Below are 16,500 nucleotides of genomic sequence, written 5' to 3'. Positions count from 1 at the left end.
TAATTCCGGCACTGTCTTCTCCATGTGCCTCACCTTATCAGATTTTTTGGGTTTTTGCTACCCCCGTGAACTTCTACGATAATTTTGATAGTGCCGGGAATTGCATCAGCCTTACAAGCAAATTTATCTTTTGATAGCTTGTTCACATCCTTGACAACTTTTTCTTCGGCTTTGACAATTTTTTGGGAGAGTTTACCCAAGTCTGATTCCTTTCTGGCTGCGCTCTCTACCACTAGCCATCTTTGCTCTATTCCAGCATAAGTTACTATTTTTTTCTCCCCATCTATATCCTGGTAATTTACTAGCAGTCAATTCATATTATGGTAACGTTGATATTAATTTTTGGGCTGATTTTATACTTAAAGGTACTCGACACAACCAGCGCAATTGTGACATCAATTTCAGGTTGGATTCCGTATATAAAGCACAGTCTGCTACCATCAAACTATCTACTTCTAGTTGTTTTTGGTAATCTACCGCTATTTGACCAAAGCATGATGAGTCGGCTTGATTTCCCGATGCTAATTTTAAGAAAATTGGTAGATATCCATCTCCTGTTCAGATTAGTTCGATGATAAATTGTTTTAAATCTGGTCTGTGGTCGCGGGAATAACCATAGGTGAGCTTTATTTCTTGGGGTGATTTGATTGCTAATTCTTCTGATTCTTGATTGTTGAGTGCGTGTTTATTCTCAAATATTACTGCTGGTAAGCTAGAATTGTATTCCCCATGTACGTGCATTGATGATGAATCTAGGTGTGATGATGACAGCGATACGTTAAATTTTTGGGCGGCTTTTAAGGTAATTGTTAAAAACGTGGTGTCCAGTCCTTTGATGAATAGTTTATCCATCACTCTACTTAGTTTATCATCGTTGAGATATTTTGGCTTGACTCCGGCTCCTATTAAATGTTCACAGGCAATGGTTTCACAAAATTGGGGAAACATATATAAAGGTCTAGATACAAATCCTAACCCGTTTAAAATCATGGCTCTTACTACATGACCTGCACTGACTTTTTCTCTCTTTTCGGGTGGGATTGATTGACTGTTTCTACTAATCCTATAGCGTCTATGATTCCTGCTACTATTCCTAGATGATATATGTTATGAATTTCTATCTCTTTATTGATTAACATCACCACATTCTCCACAACTGCTATGGCTATTTTCCCATTTCTATGGTTGTAAATTAATTTTTTTAACTATTTTGTTGCCTAAGAGAGTTTTCCTTATTTTCCTCTCTTTCTGAGTAAACTTACCTTTTTACTTTCTCTGCTTAATACTACTAATTATGATTAAGCTCCTTGACTCCGATTGGGACTTAGTTCATTTGTACTATTTCATCCCCCTTTTGTTGATGTGTGACAGTTGTGGGTGCGGAATGTGCGCTCGAGAAGCAAATAAAAACTCGGCTCAGACCGTCGCAAAGTTTCCAGAGCCAGCCGACTTACTCAACCAGTTAAGAGCGCAGCGCAAAAAGTCGAGGGTCGAACCGGCAGACATCAAGGTGGTTTTGGAAATACTTGGGCGTTCAGGAGGGTAAGGTCGCAGTTGAACAAACCATAGACAAACCATAGTCAAGTCATAGACAAACCATAGACAAGTCATAGACAAAATAAAGGTTCTACAGCTTTCACGAGCCGTAGAACCCTTGGAAATATGTGGTTTTTTTGAAGCCGATGGTGGGATTTGAACCCACGGCCGTTCGATTACGAATCGAATACTCTACCCCTGAGCTACATCGGCACAGACAACTTTGGATTATAGCACAACCTAAGCGAAAAAAGCAACGAGTTGTAGAATTTAATTCAAAACTCCACAACTCCTAGCTCACCAACAGTTAAACTGTCACTTCCGTGTCAGTTGAGCCGCCTCTGGCCCCGGAATAAACTAAACCCCGCTGCATATCCAGCGTCAGCATAGTTCCGTCCCGAATTACCCGCGTGGCATTCTTGACGCCCACCATCACCGGCACGCCCAAGCGCAAACCGATAATCGCGGCATGAGAAGTCAAACTGTCCTCCTCCGTCACCACACCTGCGGCTTTCCGAATCATCTCCACAAAAGCGACGCTTGTGTGTTCCACTACCAAAATTTCTCCAGGGTGGAAATTGCCTACATCCGCAGCAGTGCGAGCAACCCTGGCCATGCCACTCACCGATCCCAAACCGACACCGGTACCTTTGCCTAAAACTGCCGTCACTACCTCAACTTTGATCAAATCCGTCGATCCGGCAACCCCTTGCAGAGTACCGGCGGTCATTACCACTAAATCTCCGTCGGAGACTAACTCTTTTTCCTGGGCGACTGTCATGGCAGAGTGAAATGTCTGGCCCGTGGAGGGCAAATCCAGCACCAGCAAGGGTTTTACTCCCCATACTAATTGCAGTTGTCGGGCTACGTCTACGTGAGGAGTAACTGCCAAAATCGGAGTTTTCGGCCGGAATTTCGAGACATTTCGGGCTGTGGCGCCGGTTTTGGTCAGCGTCATGATGGCCGCGGCGTTCAATTGTTCGGAGATTTGGCTGACTGCTTGGCTGATGCCGTTGGGGATCGATCGACCAATATCTTCTACATTCCTAATATTCCGCTTAATTCCTTCCCTCTCCATCCGCACCGCAATTCTCGCCATCGTCGCCACCGCTTCGACGGGGAACTTGCCGACAGCAGTTTCATTGGATAGCATCACCGCATCAGTTCCGTCAAGAATCGCGTTGGCCACGTCGGAAATCTCGGCGCGGGTGGGACGGGGATTACTTACCATGCTGTCGAGCATCTGGGTAGCGGTAATTACCGGAATGCCCAGGCGGTTGGAGGTAGCAATCAGCCGCTTTTGCAAAATCGGCACGTCTTCGGCGGGTAGTTCCACTCCCAAATCGCCCCGGGCGACCATCACGCCGTTGCAAAGGGTGAGAATTTCCTCCATTTGTTCGATCGCCTCGTGCTTTTCGATCTTGGCAATCACCGGTACTTGCTTGCCCGCACTGGCTATCAGCTCTTTAATTTCGAGCATATCCTGGGGATTCCGCACAAAGCTCAGGGCCACCCAATCGACACCTTGGTCGAGGCCGAACATTAAATCTTTGCGGTCTTTATCAGTCAGCGCTTTAATTGACAGGTAAACTCCCGGAAAATTCACGCCTTTGTTGTTGGAAAGCGGCCCGCCGACGACGACGCGGCAGTACAATTCCCGGGAAGTGCGGTCTACTTTTTCGACCAGCATTTCCACTTTCCCGTCGTCGAGCAGAATCACTGATCCCTCTGGAACTTCGTCGGCTAGGGGATCGTAGGTGACGGAAGAAATGAGCTGGGTGCCGGGAACCTGGCGGCTGGTGAGAATGAAAGGATCGCCGTTTTTGACAACTATAGAGCCTGTCTCAAAGCGCCCTAAACGAATTTTCGGGCCTTGGAGGTCTTGGAGGATGGCGACCGGCTGGTTGAGTTCAAAGGATGTTTGCCGGATTAAGCGAATGCTGCGCTGGTGGTCTTCTTCTGTTCCGTGGGAAAAGTTGAGTCGCAAAGTTGTGGCACCGGCTTCTATAAGCTGGCGCAGCACTTGAGGGTCGGAAGTTGCTGGGCCAATGGTGGCGACGATTTTAGTCCGGCGTAGGGCTTTTGGCAATTGCATCAGCGGTGTTCTGGGGAGGCAGGTGGATTTCTTGTTTAAATTTCGGCTAACGTTTCATCTTTGCACTACAAGCAATGACGCTAGTCTCAAGTCTTAAAAATTTTGATAGTCGTCAAAAAAGTAGGTATTGAACAATATATAGAATATCTGACTTTTTACCGATCGGTAATTTTTTCTTGGGGAGCGGTCTTTTTTGCAAATTTTTCCGCTCTCAGGCTTGACATAAATACAGAGATACCCATTTATTTTATTTGGTCTGCTGAGCTCTTTTGGCTAATCTAGCACTGGTATCCTTGCACAACATCAATACTTTCCTGCTTGTGCAGAGGCGAGTTTCTGGCGATCGAACAGAGTTCTTTCATAAAACTTTACTATTGTCCGGCTTGTATCTTATACTACGCAAAAGTGAAATATTAAGGAGTCTTAACAAAGATGTCGGAGGCAGGACGGCCGCTGACAGTGCCGAAAGAGTTTTTGAGTCCTCCCGGTGACTTCAATCCGACACTGCTGCTGTTTTTGAGTGCAGTAGGGATTATCGTGATTTCTTACTTGGGTTTCTGGTGTTGGGAATGGCCCCAGTGGTGCTGTTTTTCGCTGAATGTGTTGGCGTTGCACATGGCCGGAACTGTGATTCACGATGCGTCTCATAATGCAGCCCATCGCGATCGCACAATTAACGCTATTTTGGGACACGGTAGCGCGCTGATGTTGGGTTTTGCTTTCCCGGTGTTTACGCGGGTACATATGCAGCATCACGCCCACGTTAACGATCCCGATAACGATCCAGACCATTATGTTTCGACCGGCGGGCCTTTGTGGTTGATTGCTGCGAGGTTTTTTTACCACGAGATTTTCTTTTTTAAGCGCAAACTGTGGCGAAAATACGAATTATTGGAATGGTTTCTCAGCCGTTTGTTTGTGATCGCGATCGTGTATATCGCGATTCAGTACGACCATTTAGGTTACGTCCTGAATTTTTGGTTTTCTCCGGCTTTGGTGGTGGGGTTGGCCTTGGGGTTATTTTTTGATTATTTGCCGCACCGTCCGTTTCACGATCGCGATCGTTGGAAAAATGCCAGAGTATATCCTAGTCCTATTCTAAATATCTTGATTTTGGGGCAGAATTATCATCTGATTCATCACTTGTGGCCTTCTATTCCTTGGTACAATTACAAGCCTGCTTACGAAGCTGTGAAGCCGCTGTTAGATGAGAAAGGTTCCCCTCAAACTTTGGGAATATTGGAAGGGAAAAAGGACTTTTGGAGTTTTATATATGACATCTTTTTAGGGATTAGGCTGCATCACAAAAAAAGCGTCTGATTGACAAAAAACCCGGCTTCTCAAAGAAACCGGGTTTTTTTTCTAATAAAAGCTTTGAAGCATATATCCCCAGGGCAGGTTTTGTCCTGTATCAAGTCCCGTAAAAAATAAACCCACCTGTAATGGTGAGTTAACTTTTAAATCAAGCCCAAAGTGAATCTATTATTTTTCCCCAGCCACCGCCACCGCTAAATTCCTATCGGGGCGTAAATTTTGGGCTCCCCGCAAATAAGGATGATAAATTTCAGTATTTGCCGGCCAGTTAACGTGAATTAAAAACCGAATGCAGCGTTCCAAAGCACCCTCAACGTGCATTTGCTGTACGTCCAACAAAGGAACATTACACCAGTGAGGACGTTCGCGGGCGATCGCAGCCGGAAACACAGCATCTAAATCACGAGTTGCAGAAAACGTAGCACTAATAATTAATTCGGGATTTATATCATTTTTTGCTTCTAATTCATCTAACAATTCTTTCACCGCTTCTCGAATTGCTGCCACCGAATTATCGCTAGCAGTAGTTGCCCCACGAATCGCCCGCACTTGCCACTCCACGCAAATTTCCTCCATATTTTTGTTATTAGTCATTAGTTATTAGTCATTAGTCATTAGTTATTAGTCATTAGTCATACTAAATTAGGCTTAAATACCCAGTTTATTTCTTAGTCCTCCCTTGAGTGGACTTCGTTTGTATAGTTTGACCTCGAACTCCTAGGCGAAGCCACCGCGAAGCGCTTATGACGGGCGCTTCGCCACATTTGAGTGTGAGGTCAAACGATTTCAATCGCCCAATCATCCAGGGAGTAACTAATGACTACTGACTCCTGACCAATGACTAATTTATTTAATCACGGGCGATACATCCACAGTGGCAAACCGCTAGTAGAAAGCTCGAATTCCAGCACATTATTGTAAGCTGAAAGCCCGGATATATCCAGACTACTCCCCAAGACGCGATTTAGGAAAGGTTTTTGTTTTTCTAGCGTGCAAGACTCGGTTTTTTCCGGGTCGAGGCCTGCGAGTTCGGCGGCAAGGCGGCGAGCGTCCTCTTCTGTTCCCAGTCGATCGACCAAACCCAATTCTAAGGCTTGCTGACCCGTGAAAACCCGGCCGTCGGCAAAACTTTTCACTTTCTCAACAGCCAATTTCCGGGCTTCCGCAACGGTTTCCACGAATTGCTGGTAGCTGGTGTCGATCAAGTCTTGCAGAATTTGCTGTTCCGGATCGGTCAATTCTCGATCGAATGCCAAGATATCTTTATACGGCCCCGATTTAATCACCTGAAAAGAAACGCCTACTTTTTCTAACAGCCGTTCTAGATTGTTGCCCCGGATAATCACGCCAATGCTGCCAGTAATTGTACCGGGATTGGCAACGATATGCTCGGCTCCCATGCCGATGTAAACTCCGCCAGAAGCGGAAATATTGCCGAAACTGGCGACTATTTTGACTTTTTCGCGCAAACGCTTGAGTGCGCTGTAAATTTCCTGGGAATCGCCGACAGTGCCGCCGGGGCTGTCTATCCGCAGCAGCAAGGCGGGAAATTTGCGTTCTTCAACAGTTTTGAGAGCTTCTAGAACTCGTTTACGGGTTTCTCCGGCAATGGCGCCGGTGATTTCGATACGGGCGATTTGTTTGCGGTAGCGGGGCTTGAATGGCCAAATCATGGGCAGTTTACAGGCAAGGTGAAATTTTGTAGCTAACTTCTAGTGTGCCTTATTCATCGGGGTAGATGTTGTGCCATTTAGGAACAGGCAAGATGCCTGTTCCACAAGAAAATTCTGGATTGTGGAACAGGCAAGATGCCTGTTCCAGATTGGCGGCAACAGGCAAGATGCCTGTTCCACCTTGATTTTGTGGAACAGGCATCTTGCCTGTTCCAGATGGTTCGCAACAGGCAAGATGCCTGTTCCACAAGAAATTGCTTGATTGTGGAACAGGCAAGATGCCTGTTCCAGATGGTTCGCAACAGGCATCTTGCCTGTTCCACCTTGATTTTGTGGAACAGGCATCTTGCCTGTTCCAGATTGTTGGCAACAGGCAAGATGCCTGTTCCACAAGAAATTGCTTGATTGTGGAACAGGCAAGATGCCTGTTCCAGATTGTTGGCAACAGGCAAGATGCCTGTTCCACCTTGATTTTGTGGAACAGGCATCTTGCCTGTTCATAATGACCGAGATTTGTGCGATCGCACTTAACCCAACACCAATATATAATTGTAAAAATTGCTTAACAAAACTACATCATCCCCAAGAGAATCAATCTCATCAATTATTTGGAGTCTCCGCCATGCAGCTAAAACTTACCGATTCAAAACTACCTTTTGCCCCGCTGTTGCTAATTGCGCCGTTTTTCCTGTGGGGAACCGCGATGGTAGCGATGAAGGGGGTGATGCCGCACACAACGCCACTGTTTGTGGCATTCGTGCGTTTAGTACCTGCGGGCGTGTTGGTGCTGCTGGCGGCGGCGCTGATGGGAAAACCGCAGCCGCAGGGTTGGAAAGCTTGGTTGTGGATTTCGCTGTTTGCTTTGGTTGACGCTACTTTGTTTCAAGGCTTTTTAGCCGAAGGTTTGGCGAGAACCGGTGCCGGCTTGGGTTCGGTGATGATTGATTCTCAACCGCTAGCTGTGGCGATTTTGTGTTTGTGGCTGTTTCAAGAAAAAATTGGTTTTTGGGGCTGGTTGGGATTAGTTATTGGCGTTGCGGGCATCAGTTTGATCGGGTTGCCCGATGGCTGGATTTTGGGGCTTTTTCATCCTGAAAACAGGGAGGTTTCTGCGGGTATCGAAGAGTTGTTTCAGGGTGGAGAATGGTTGATGCTGTTGGCTGCTTTGTCGATGGCTGTGGGTACGGTTTTGGTGCGCTGGGTTTGCCGTTATGTTGACCCGGTGGTGGCGACTGGTTGGCACATGATTTTGGGCGGTTTGCCGCTGTTGGCAATTTCGGCTGCAACTGAGTCCGAACAGTTTGTGAATATCGATTTTTCCGGCTGGATGGCGTTAGGTTATTCTACCGTGTTCGGAAGTGCGATCGCCTACGGTTTATTCTTTTATTTTGCTTCGAGTGGCAGTCTAACAAGTTTAAGTTCTCTTACCTTTCTTACGCCTGTATTTGCTTTGCTATTCGGCAATTTGTTCTTGGGCGAAGTGTTGAATCCGCTGCAATCGATGGGAGTTGGGCTGACTTTGGTGAGTATTTATTTGATTAATCAGCGGGATACTTTGGGTGAAAAATTGCGAAAAGTGCGATCGGGTGACAAGGTTAATTCTCAAGGTGAAGCGGTGGCTTTATTAGAGCCGTCAGAGTTTGATTCTGTAGAGTTGCCGGTGCAGGTGCGGGTAAGCGAATTAGAATCGGAAGTTTAGATTTTTGGCGGACATTATTCTCGTAGGGGCGGGTTTTACAAACAATCTTGACAACCATTAAAAGGATAAATAAACCCGCCCCGGCCGCATGGTAAATTCAAATGTACCTCTTTTTATTGTATTTTGAAAGAGGTAAATGCCGATTTCCCGTTTGGTAGGCCAATAGTAATTTAACCTAAATTCTAACTTACTGGATCGGTATATTCACAAAAAATATTGAGACTAATTTTGAGCAAATAGAGAACAATAATAGTAGCTATACTAGGATCTATCGGTATTCCAGACGAAGCACCCAAACCGACAACAGCAACAATTAATCCCGTAAGCAAAGGCGTACTCCCAGGATTTTTGGTATAGTCTTTGAATTGGGCCCGCAAGCCATCATTGCCGCAGAGTTCGGCGCGGAGAGTTTTCAGCGTGACTTGCCATAGGGATTTGCCGTTTTTTGGTTGTGCAAAGGATTCAAGATTGTGGTTTTCAACCCACAATTCATCAAAACTGGTGTCAAGTCTGCCGCTGTGTTTTTCCAGCATGGCAAAGGCTTCTTGGGCGGGAGCGTAATCTTGCAATAGCAGCCGCTTTTCATTGATTTCGGCGGGAGTTAGTATCGGTTCCATATTTTTAATTGCGGGTAAGTTAGTTAAACAATTTTGATTGTAATGATTATACCAGTAATATCAAATCCGGTGGCATCGAAATTGATATTACCCACAGGCAACGGAGGAGGACACGGCAGTGCCGTTTCCCTACAATTAATCGGGCAATGGTTACATCAAAAAAGGGCGATCGATGATTTTGGGGTAGGGACACGGCAATGCCGTGTCCTCCATTATCGATGATTTTGGGGTAGGGACCCGGTAGTGCCGTGTCCTCTTTAGCTTGTGCACCCCGACCTAATAAACCGGGTTTTTTCGCGAATCTGCGCGCAACGAATATTTTCGGAAAAACCCGGTTTCTGAGCCCCCATGCGTAAATCCTGTGACAATTAATCTGCTCCCTCCTCCTCTGTTTCACTGGCTTTCTGAATAGTAGAAAACCACTCTCGCGGACACTCATCACCCGTAAACTCTCGCCAAATTACCTGAAACTGACTGTCTCCCAACTGCTTGAGCATCCGCCCTAAATCTGCGATCTCCAAACCAACAAATTCAGAGTTATGCTCGATGTCAATGGCTAAGGCTTGAATGTAAATTTTCACCGCCTCCGTCCAATTCGATTGGGCTTCTAAGGTTCGGCCCCATAAAGGTAGAGTTAAGCAAGCTTTACGCCAATCATTTGCTGCACTTCCGGCTGTAAATGCTTTTTGGAAATAGGTAACAGCAGTGTCAAAATCTCCTTGCTCTTTGGCAATGTTTCCCAATCCTTGATACTGGTCACCAGCCTTGTAAAAATCCCCCGCATCTTCAAAAATTTGGAGAGCTTTGTTGTAAAAAGCGATCGCATCATCAAAGCGCCGTTGCTCTTCGGCTACAATTCCCAGTTGGTGATAAGCAGTAGCAGCCTTGTAAAAATCCCCCGCGTCTTCAAAAATTTGGAGAGCTTTGTTGTAAAAAGCGATCGCATCATCAAAGCGCCGTTGCAATAGGGCTACTCTTCCCAGTTGGTGATAAGCAGTAGCAGCCTGGTAAAAATCCCCCGCGTCTTCAAAAATTTGGAGAGCTTTGTTGTAAAAAGCGATCGCATCATCAAAGCGCCCTTGCAATAGGGCTACCATTCCTAGTTCATGATACTCCGTAGCAGCACTGTAGAAATCCTTTGCATCTTCAAAAATTTGGCGAGCCTTTTGGTAAAAAGCGATCGCCTCATCAAACCGCCATTGCTCTTGGGCTAGCCATCCCAGTTGGTGATACTCCATAGCAGCACTGTAGAAATCCCCCGCATCTTCACGAATCTGGAGAGCTTTATTGTAAAAAGCGATCGCATCGTCAAACTGCCGCTGCTTTTGGGCTACTATTCCTAGTTGGTGATAGACAACAGAAATGTTCTCATTGACGGAAGGGTCATTGAAGGCTGTCTGTTCATCGAGAATTTCTTGATAAACGGCTCTTGCTGTTTCCAAGTCGGCACTTTCAAGAGCTTCATTTGCATCTACTACCCGCAGATACCTCCAGAAATTAAAGGCATCTTGTCCCTTTGCCTTTGCCTCTGCCAAGTGGAAGCCAATTTGCTTGAGCGCCCGTTCTCGCAGAGACTTAAATTCCGGTTTGCGCCCCCACCGCTGATACACCTCTCCCAAAGCTTGCAGAATTACGTGAGCATAATTCCATTCCTGTTGCTGTTCTGCCAGCCGCAACTGTTGCAATAAATTCGGTTCTTCCACTCGCAGCACAAAGGTTGCCAATTCCGCATTGCCGATAATTTTCTCGCAATATTTATGTGCCAATCCTACGTAGAAACCCAGCAATTTTTTTTCCAGGGTACTGATTATCTCCTGCGAACTATTGCTATCTAACTGTTGCCGCAGATACCACGGCAATGCCGGGTGGATGTTGTAAATACTGTCCCCCAAATGTTCCAAAATTCCGGCTGCAGTCGCTTCATTCAAGAGTCCAATCCAATCGGATTTCTGCAAGTTCTCCCCAAACACCGCCCGATATGCTTGTCCCCAATCACTATCAGGGTTTCGAGAAAAAGCATCGAGCACATCTGCACCAACTCGCTCAGAAAATAGCCCTAAAAACGGCAAATGCTGCCGTGCCCGTGCCGACAAATTAGCAAAGGAATAATCCAGCGACACCACCAGAGATTTCTCTCTCCCTTCCTCCTCTGCACCCTGAAAAGTATCCAATCCTCTCCGCAGCCCCTCAATCAACTGCACCGGAGTCTGCGTCTTCAAATGCCGCAACACCACCCTTAGCGACAGCGGATGTCCGCCCAACAGTTTCAGCAACTCCAGATATTCTCCAGGCAATTTCGCCCTGTCAACCCCCGCTTCCAGCAGAATCCGCGCCGCCAACTCTTCCGCATCCGGCTGCACCAATCCCTTTAACCCCCGCAGCGCGTAACCGCAATCCAACCAATTTTCCTCGCGCCGACTGGTAATCAGCACCCAAGATTGTCCCCCACGCAACTGTTTGAGAAACTGCTTCAAGCTTTCTCTTTCCGCAGCCGATACAAGCGGCTGATTCCCCTGCGGAAACCCATTCACCGGTTCAAAATTATCCCAAATCAGCAAACAAGGATTAGTTTTCAAATATTTTCGCACCACCTCCTGCTGTTTTTCCGGCGACAATGACGAGAATTTTTCCCCGCCCAGGGCCCGGCCAATTTGATTGACTACCTGACTCAACCCTGCACCGCGTTCAAAGGAAGTGAAGAAAACGCCACCCGTGCGCCCCTGAGTATCACCTAACCACCGCGCAAACCCTCCTGCCAACTCAGTTTTTCCAACGCCGCCCATCCCCTGCAACAGCACGACATGATTTTGGCGAAAAGCTCTTTCTAGACACAAAATATCGTAATCTCGCCCAATAAACCCATAGGCGCTAACATCTGGCAAATCTACCGCCAGCGTAGCCTCTGTGTCAGATTCCCCCATCAAATCTGCAAAACTGGGAGTCGCAGCTTTCGGCCGAAAAGGCCTGCAAGGTTCCTGCTGATACAGCACCGGCACCAGCCAATCTTGCAGCGGTAAAAGCCCTTTGGGACTGGGGCGCTGTTTGTCTATGGACATAGATTTGCGCCCCGCAGCCACCGCAGAGGCGATGTCTTGTCCCCGCACCAATTCCCCGTACAGCCGTGCCATGAAGTGTTTCGCCCCTGTCGCGTAGACGGAATAAGCCATAGCAACAACGCCTTTGGCACCCAATTTCACCAACTGTCCCGCGACGGAAGAAAAGGCTTCTTCCCCAGCTTGTCCCGACTTGCAAGCATTGAGAATAAAAATCGGCACGCGGCAATCTGTCAAATATTGGGCAATTTCCCTAGCAGTAACAATTTCCGGGTTGCCGTTAGCATCTTCAAAAACTAAAACGCCTTCTCCCAATTTGCCGTACTGAGTTTGCACAATTTTGCTGTCAGCTTGAAAGTCGCCGTGGCCGTCAAAATGAACGATATGATAAAAGCCTTTGCGGGCGTTAAGTTCAGCTTCAAACTGCTCTAAACTGGGGGGACGCAATACAGTAAGATTTACCTGTTTTTGAATCGGTTTGAGCGCCTCTAGCATCGGGCGGGCGATAGTTTGAAAATTAATATCGCGCTCTCCGTAGGGTCGAGCAATTACCAGTAAAATATTTAATTGTTCGTCAGACATCGTTCCCAATTCTGCCCGAACTGCATAGTTGCTAAGACTGCGATACATCCCCGCCAGCAAAGGAGCGAGAAATTGATAATCTGGGGAAAACAGCAATTCCCAGGGCAAATTGAGGACTGCCGCATCGTCGGAAATAATGCTAATTTCGCACTTATCCAAGCCGGCGCGCGTCGCTTCCTGAAAAAACTCGCGCGCTTTCTCGCTGCTGCGAAATACTAAGTCAAATAGCTGCTGTCCCCAAGCCTGCAATTTTTGTTCAATTTTTTTAGCATTTTCCGGTTCGAGTCCGTAGGGAAAGCGCAGGTATTCTTCGAGATACCACCGCAAATCGGCTAGAACTTTGCTGTCAAAGGGGTGTTCAAAGGTAACGGGAGGGGCAAATCGGGGTGCTGAGTTTCTCCGCTGCCAGAATAGTTGGATCGAACCAGCATCGTGATTAATGCGTAGGGAGTTTTCTGCCATTTTTTTGCGGCTTGATTAACTTATAATTATATGAGGACTTACGCAGGGGTGGTCAGAAAGCGGGTTTTTTCTAGAAGACTTCGTTACAGTCGCAGAAACTGCCAAAAACCCGGTTTCTTTGGTTTTGATGCGTAAGTATCGTATATATTTTCAAGGTGTTGCTATTGATTCCGGATCTTCTGTAACTGTATCCCGATCGCACTCAAACCTCAATTGGTTGCGAGACAGCCCCCATTGCTAAAATCCCCAAAATTTTATTCACCTCTTTGAGGTAATATTCAGTCAGAGCGATAGTAATTACACAGCCGTCTAATTTCATAAATTTCCAAATACTCCCAGTTGTCACCGCCCCGTAAATTGTTGAAACTTCATTGCCTACACGTTCGTTAAATATCCTTGCTGCTAACATTTCCGCTACGCATTTTCCCAAGCCATAAGATTAAACAGAATATAATTTGATTGTAATCATTGTGTAGCAGACTGCATGAATCTCAAAGAACGCTTGCACAGCCATCTGATTCAAATTGTACGCGATCGCAATCCATACCTCGCATCCGAAGGGCATTTTTATGCCCAGCAATACATCCGCGAACAGTTGGCACAGTGGGGAACTGTAGAAATTGACGATTTTTCTGTGCGCGGCAGAATTCATCACAATTTGATTTTGGATTTACCCCCCCTCAGTCCCCCCCTTGCTAAGGGGGGGAAGCAAGAAGAACCACTCCTTGCTAAGGGGGGGAAGCAAGACAATCTGGGTCTTGAAAAGCAGATTAAGAAGGGGTTGCCGCCGATCGTAATTGGTGCTCATTACGATACTGTACCCGGATCGCCTGGGGCCGATGATAATGCTACTGGTGTGGCTGTTTTGCTGGAACTCGCAAGGGATATCGCATCTGCGCCGCTCAAATATCCAGTGCAATTAGTCGCCTTTGATATGGAAGAATACGGTTATTTGGGAAGCAGTCATCATGCAGCTAAATACAAGCAACAGCAAGAGTCAATCCGGTTAATGATTTCTTTGGAAATGTTGGGTTATTGCAACCATAATCCTAATTCTCAAAGCTATCCCGCTGGCTTGAAATATTTTTATCCAAATTGTGGCAATTTTATTGCTTTAATTGGCAATTTGCGGACGGTTCCCGATTTGATTAATTTAAGTGGCAAAATTCGCAAATCTGGTCAGCCCTGCGAGTGGCTGCCGGTGCCGAATCGAGGTTTAATTGTGCCGGATACTCGCCGCAGCGATCATGTCCCTTTTTGGGATAATGGTTATCCGGCTATCATGGTGACTGATACTGCTAATATGCGAAATCCGCATTATCATCGAGAAAGCGATAAAATTGAGACTTTGGATTTGGATTTTCTGGCTGGTGTTTGTCAGGGGCTAGTCAAGGGAATTCGACATCTATAATTAACATGATCGAGCGCCTGCGAGTTTGAGCGACCCGAAATTATGACTTTTATGACCAGAAGTTATGAGCTTTATGAATTGACTCGAACAGAAGTTTGTTGAATACTTGTAAATTAATCAAGCAAAAATTTCAAAAAAAGAGATATGAATCCTACTTATCCCGATCGCACTCGCTGGCAATTTTGGATCGATCGCGGTGGCACTTTTACTGATATTGTCGCCAAGAACCCCGACGGTAAGTTAGTCATTCACAAGCTGCTGTCGGAAAACCCGGAACGCTACACCGACGCGGCAGTTCAAGGAATCCGCGATATTTTAGGAATTGGCGCAGATTTTCCGATACCCGCTGCACAAATTGAAGCGATTAAAATGGGGACGACGGTGGCGACAAATGCTTTGCTGGAACGAAAGGGCGATCGCACAATTCTGTTAATTACTAAAGGTTTCGGCGATGCGCTGAGAATTGGCTATCAAAACCGCCCGAATATTTTCGCGCGTCACATTGTTTTGCCCCAGATGCTGTACGATCGAGTTATTGAAGTTGCAGAACGCTACAGTGCTCAAGGTGAGGAGTTAACTGCTGTCAATCGCGAGTTTATCCCGTCTTTGCAGCAAGCATACGATGAGGGAATTCGCAGTTGTGCGATCGTATTCATGCACGGCTACCGCTACTCGGAACACGAAAAACAAGTTGCTAAAATAGCGAAAGAAATTGGCTTTACTCAAATTTCAGTATCTCACGAAGTTAGCCCGCTGATGAAATTAGTTTCGCGGGGAGATACTGCGGTTGTCGATGCTTATTTATCTCCGATTTTACGTCGATACGTCGAACAAGTAACCAGTCAGTTAATCGAGGCAGATTGCGGGAACGAGGGATTATTAATGCCCAATGCCCAATGCCCAATTCCCAATGCCCAATTCCCCAAATTAATGTTTATGCAATCGAATGGCGGCTTAGTGGACGCCGCACAATTTCAAGGAAAAAACAGTATTTTATCGGGCCCTGCTGGGGGAATTGTCGGTGCAGTTCAAACGAGCAAAAAGGCAGGTTTTGATAAAATTATTACCTTTGATATGGGCGGAACTTCCACAGATGTTGCCCATTTTAACGGCGAATACGAACGCGAATTTGAGACGGAAATTGCTGGGGTGAGATTGCGATCGCCCGTGATGGCAATTCACACTGTAGCAGCAGGCGGCGGTTCAATTGTCTTTTTTGACGGGGCTCGCTACCGCGTCGGGCCGGAGTCTGCAGGGGCCAATCCTGGGCCCGCTTGCTATCGCAAAGGCGGCCCCTTGACGGTGACTGATTGCAATGTGATGTTGGGGAAAATTCAACCGGCTTTTTTCCCGAAAGTATTTGGATTGAATGGAGATTTGCCGATCGCCCCTGACGTAGTAAAGCAAAAATTTGGGCAATTAGCGGAGGAAATTGGGGGCGAGAGGACGGCGGAACAGGTGGCGGAGGGTTTTTTGGCGATCGCGGTGGAAAAGATGGCAAATGCTGTCAAAAAAATCTCGCTTCAGCGGGGTTACGATGTTTCCGAGTATACATTGTGCTGTTTCGGCGGTGCGGGCGGCCAACACGCTTGTGCGATCGCCGATGCTTTGGGGATGAAACGGGTATTTATTCACCCTTATGCGGGTGTGTTGTCCGCTTACGGTATGGGTTTGGCTGATGTGCGCGCTATTCGCGAAAGGGCGATCGAGCAACAATTAAATGCAGAATTATTACCTGAGTTGCATCATATTTTAACCGAATTGGAGGCTGAAGGAAAGAGGGAATTGAACCGCAGAGGCGCAGAGAACACAGAGAAAGAGTCAGAGGTTTTAGTTGTTAGGAAGCTGCGCTTAAAATATCAGGGAAGTGACTCGGTTTTGGCGGTAGATTTTGCTGACAATATTGAGGCGATGCAAGCTGAATTTGAAGCAGCCCACCGACAGCGTTACAGTTTTATTATGCCAGAAAAACCGCTGATTGTGGAAGCGGTTTCGGTGGAAGTTGTAGAAAGAATGGATGTGCCGGAAGCATCCACAATTTCCCCCTCTTGTGGCACG

13 protein-coding genes, 1 tRNA gene and 1 pseudogene are annotated in these 16,500 nt (G+C 46.6%); 5 read left to right on the top strand and 10 right to left on the bottom strand.

Annotation, left to right across the window (positions count from 1 at the left end):
• Positions 1–29 precede the first annotated feature (29 nt).
• From QUB24_RS21260 to pyk, 4 genes and pseudogenes are all read right to left on the bottom strand, one after another.
• A complete protein-coding gene (locus QUB24_RS21260) occupies positions 30–233 on the bottom strand; it encodes a hypothetical protein (protein WP_333155230.1) in 204 nt (67 codons plus the stop codon).
• 325 nt (positions 234–558) lie between these two features.
• Positions 559–1,139: pseudogene (locus tag QUB24_RS21255) on the bottom strand (IS1634 family transposase).
• A 538-nt stretch (positions 1,140–1,677) separates the two neighbouring features.
• Positions 1,678–1,749, bottom strand: a tRNA-Thr gene (locus QUB24_RS21250).
• A gap of 94 nt (positions 1,750–1,843) precedes the next feature.
• The gene (gene pyk, locus QUB24_RS21245; protein ID WP_333155228.1) at positions 1,844–3,631 is read right to left on the bottom strand and encodes a pyruvate kinase; all 1,788 of its coding nucleotides are present in this window, start codon (positions 3,629–3,631) and stop codon (positions 1,844–1,846) included.
• A gap of 432 nt (positions 3,632–4,063) precedes the next feature.
• On the opposite strand from pyk, the gene crtR reads away from it, so the two are divergent.
• On the top strand, positions 4,064–4,951 hold the full coding sequence (gene crtR, locus QUB24_RS21240; RefSeq protein WP_333155227.1) for a beta-carotene hydroxylase: 888 nt from the start codon (positions 4,064–4,066) through the stop codon (positions 4,949–4,951).
• Between the two features lie 162 nt (positions 4,952–5,113).
• On the opposite strand, the gene aroH is transcribed toward crtR, so the two are convergent.
• The 3 genes from aroH to QUB24_RS21225 all read right to left on the bottom strand — a co-directional run bounded on the left by aroH (position 5,114) and on the right by QUB24_RS21225 (position 6,820).
• Positions 5,114–5,539, bottom strand: a complete 426-nt coding sequence (gene aroH / locus QUB24_RS21235; RefSeq protein ID WP_333155226.1) for a chorismate mutase — start codon at positions 5,537–5,539, stop codon at positions 5,114–5,116.
• Positions 5,540–5,799: 260 nt separating this feature from the next.
• Positions 5,800–6,618 carry a signal peptide peptidase SppA gene (sppA, locus tag QUB24_RS21230; protein ID WP_333155225.1) on the bottom strand — a complete coding sequence of 273 codons (819 nt, stop codon included), beginning with the start codon at positions 6,616–6,618 and terminating at the stop codon, positions 5,800–5,802.
• A 49-nt stretch (positions 6,619–6,667) separates the two neighbouring features.
• Positions 6,668–6,820, bottom strand: coding sequence for a hypothetical protein (locus QUB24_RS21225; RefSeq protein ID WP_333155223.1), 153 nt, complete (start codon positions 6,818–6,820; stop codon positions 6,668–6,670).
• Between the two features lie 420 nt (positions 6,821–7,240).
• Here QUB24_RS21225 and QUB24_RS21220 point away from each other — a divergent pair, with 420 nt between their 5' ends.
• Complete coding sequence (locus QUB24_RS21220; protein WP_333155232.1) at positions 7,241–8,317, top strand: DMT family transporter; 1,077 nt, start codon at positions 7,241–7,243, stop codon at positions 8,315–8,317.
• Between the two features lie 182 nt (positions 8,318–8,499).
• On the opposite strand, the gene QUB24_RS21215 is transcribed toward QUB24_RS21220, so the two are convergent.
• Entirely contained in the window at positions 8,500–8,934 is a 435-nt protein-coding gene (locus QUB24_RS21215; protein WP_333155221.1) for a hypothetical protein, read from the bottom strand.
• Between the two features lie 69 nt (positions 8,935–9,003).
• Here QUB24_RS21215 and QUB24_RS21210 point away from each other — a divergent pair, with 69 nt between their 5' ends.
• Positions 9,004–9,156: a hypothetical protein gene (locus QUB24_RS21210; protein ID WP_333155220.1), complete on the top strand. Its 153-nt coding sequence runs from the start codon at positions 9,004–9,006 to the stop codon at positions 9,154–9,156.
• Positions 9,157–9,302: 146 nt separating this feature from the next.
• On the opposite strand, the gene QUB24_RS21205 is transcribed toward QUB24_RS21210, so the two are convergent.
• Positions 9,303–13,031 carry a tetratricopeptide repeat protein gene (locus tag QUB24_RS21205; RefSeq protein WP_333155219.1) on the bottom strand — a complete coding sequence of 1,243 codons (3,729 nt, stop codon included), beginning with the start codon at positions 13,029–13,031 and terminating at the stop codon, positions 9,303–9,305.
• A 202-nt stretch (positions 13,032–13,233) separates the two neighbouring features.
• Positions 13,234–13,440 (bottom strand): hypothetical protein, encoded by a 207-nt coding sequence (locus QUB24_RS21200; RefSeq protein ID WP_333155218.1) that lies wholly within the window; start codon positions 13,438–13,440, stop codon positions 13,234–13,236.
• 75 nt (positions 13,441–13,515) lie between these two features.
• On the opposite strand from QUB24_RS21200, the gene QUB24_RS21195 reads away from it, so the two are divergent.
• Together QUB24_RS21195 and QUB24_RS21190 are read left to right on the top strand one after the other, a co-directional pair.
• The gene (locus QUB24_RS21195; RefSeq protein WP_333155217.1) at positions 13,516–14,442 is read left to right on the top strand and encodes a M28 family peptidase; all 927 of its coding nucleotides are present in this window, start codon (positions 13,516–13,518) and stop codon (positions 14,440–14,442) included.
• Positions 14,443–14,586: 144 nt separating this feature from the next.
• Positions 14,587–16,500 (top strand): hydantoinase/oxoprolinase family protein (locus QUB24_RS21190; protein ID WP_333155216.1); only part of this gene is annotated, 1,914 nt, incomplete at its 3' end.

The organism is Microcoleus sp. B9-D4 (assembly GCF_036705105.1).
GTDB lineage: Bacteria > Cyanobacteriota > Cyanobacteriia > Cyanobacteriales > Microcoleaceae > Microcoleus.
Note: the sequence above shows the minus strand (reverse complement) of the source record. Positions and strands in the feature narration are given on the sequence as shown.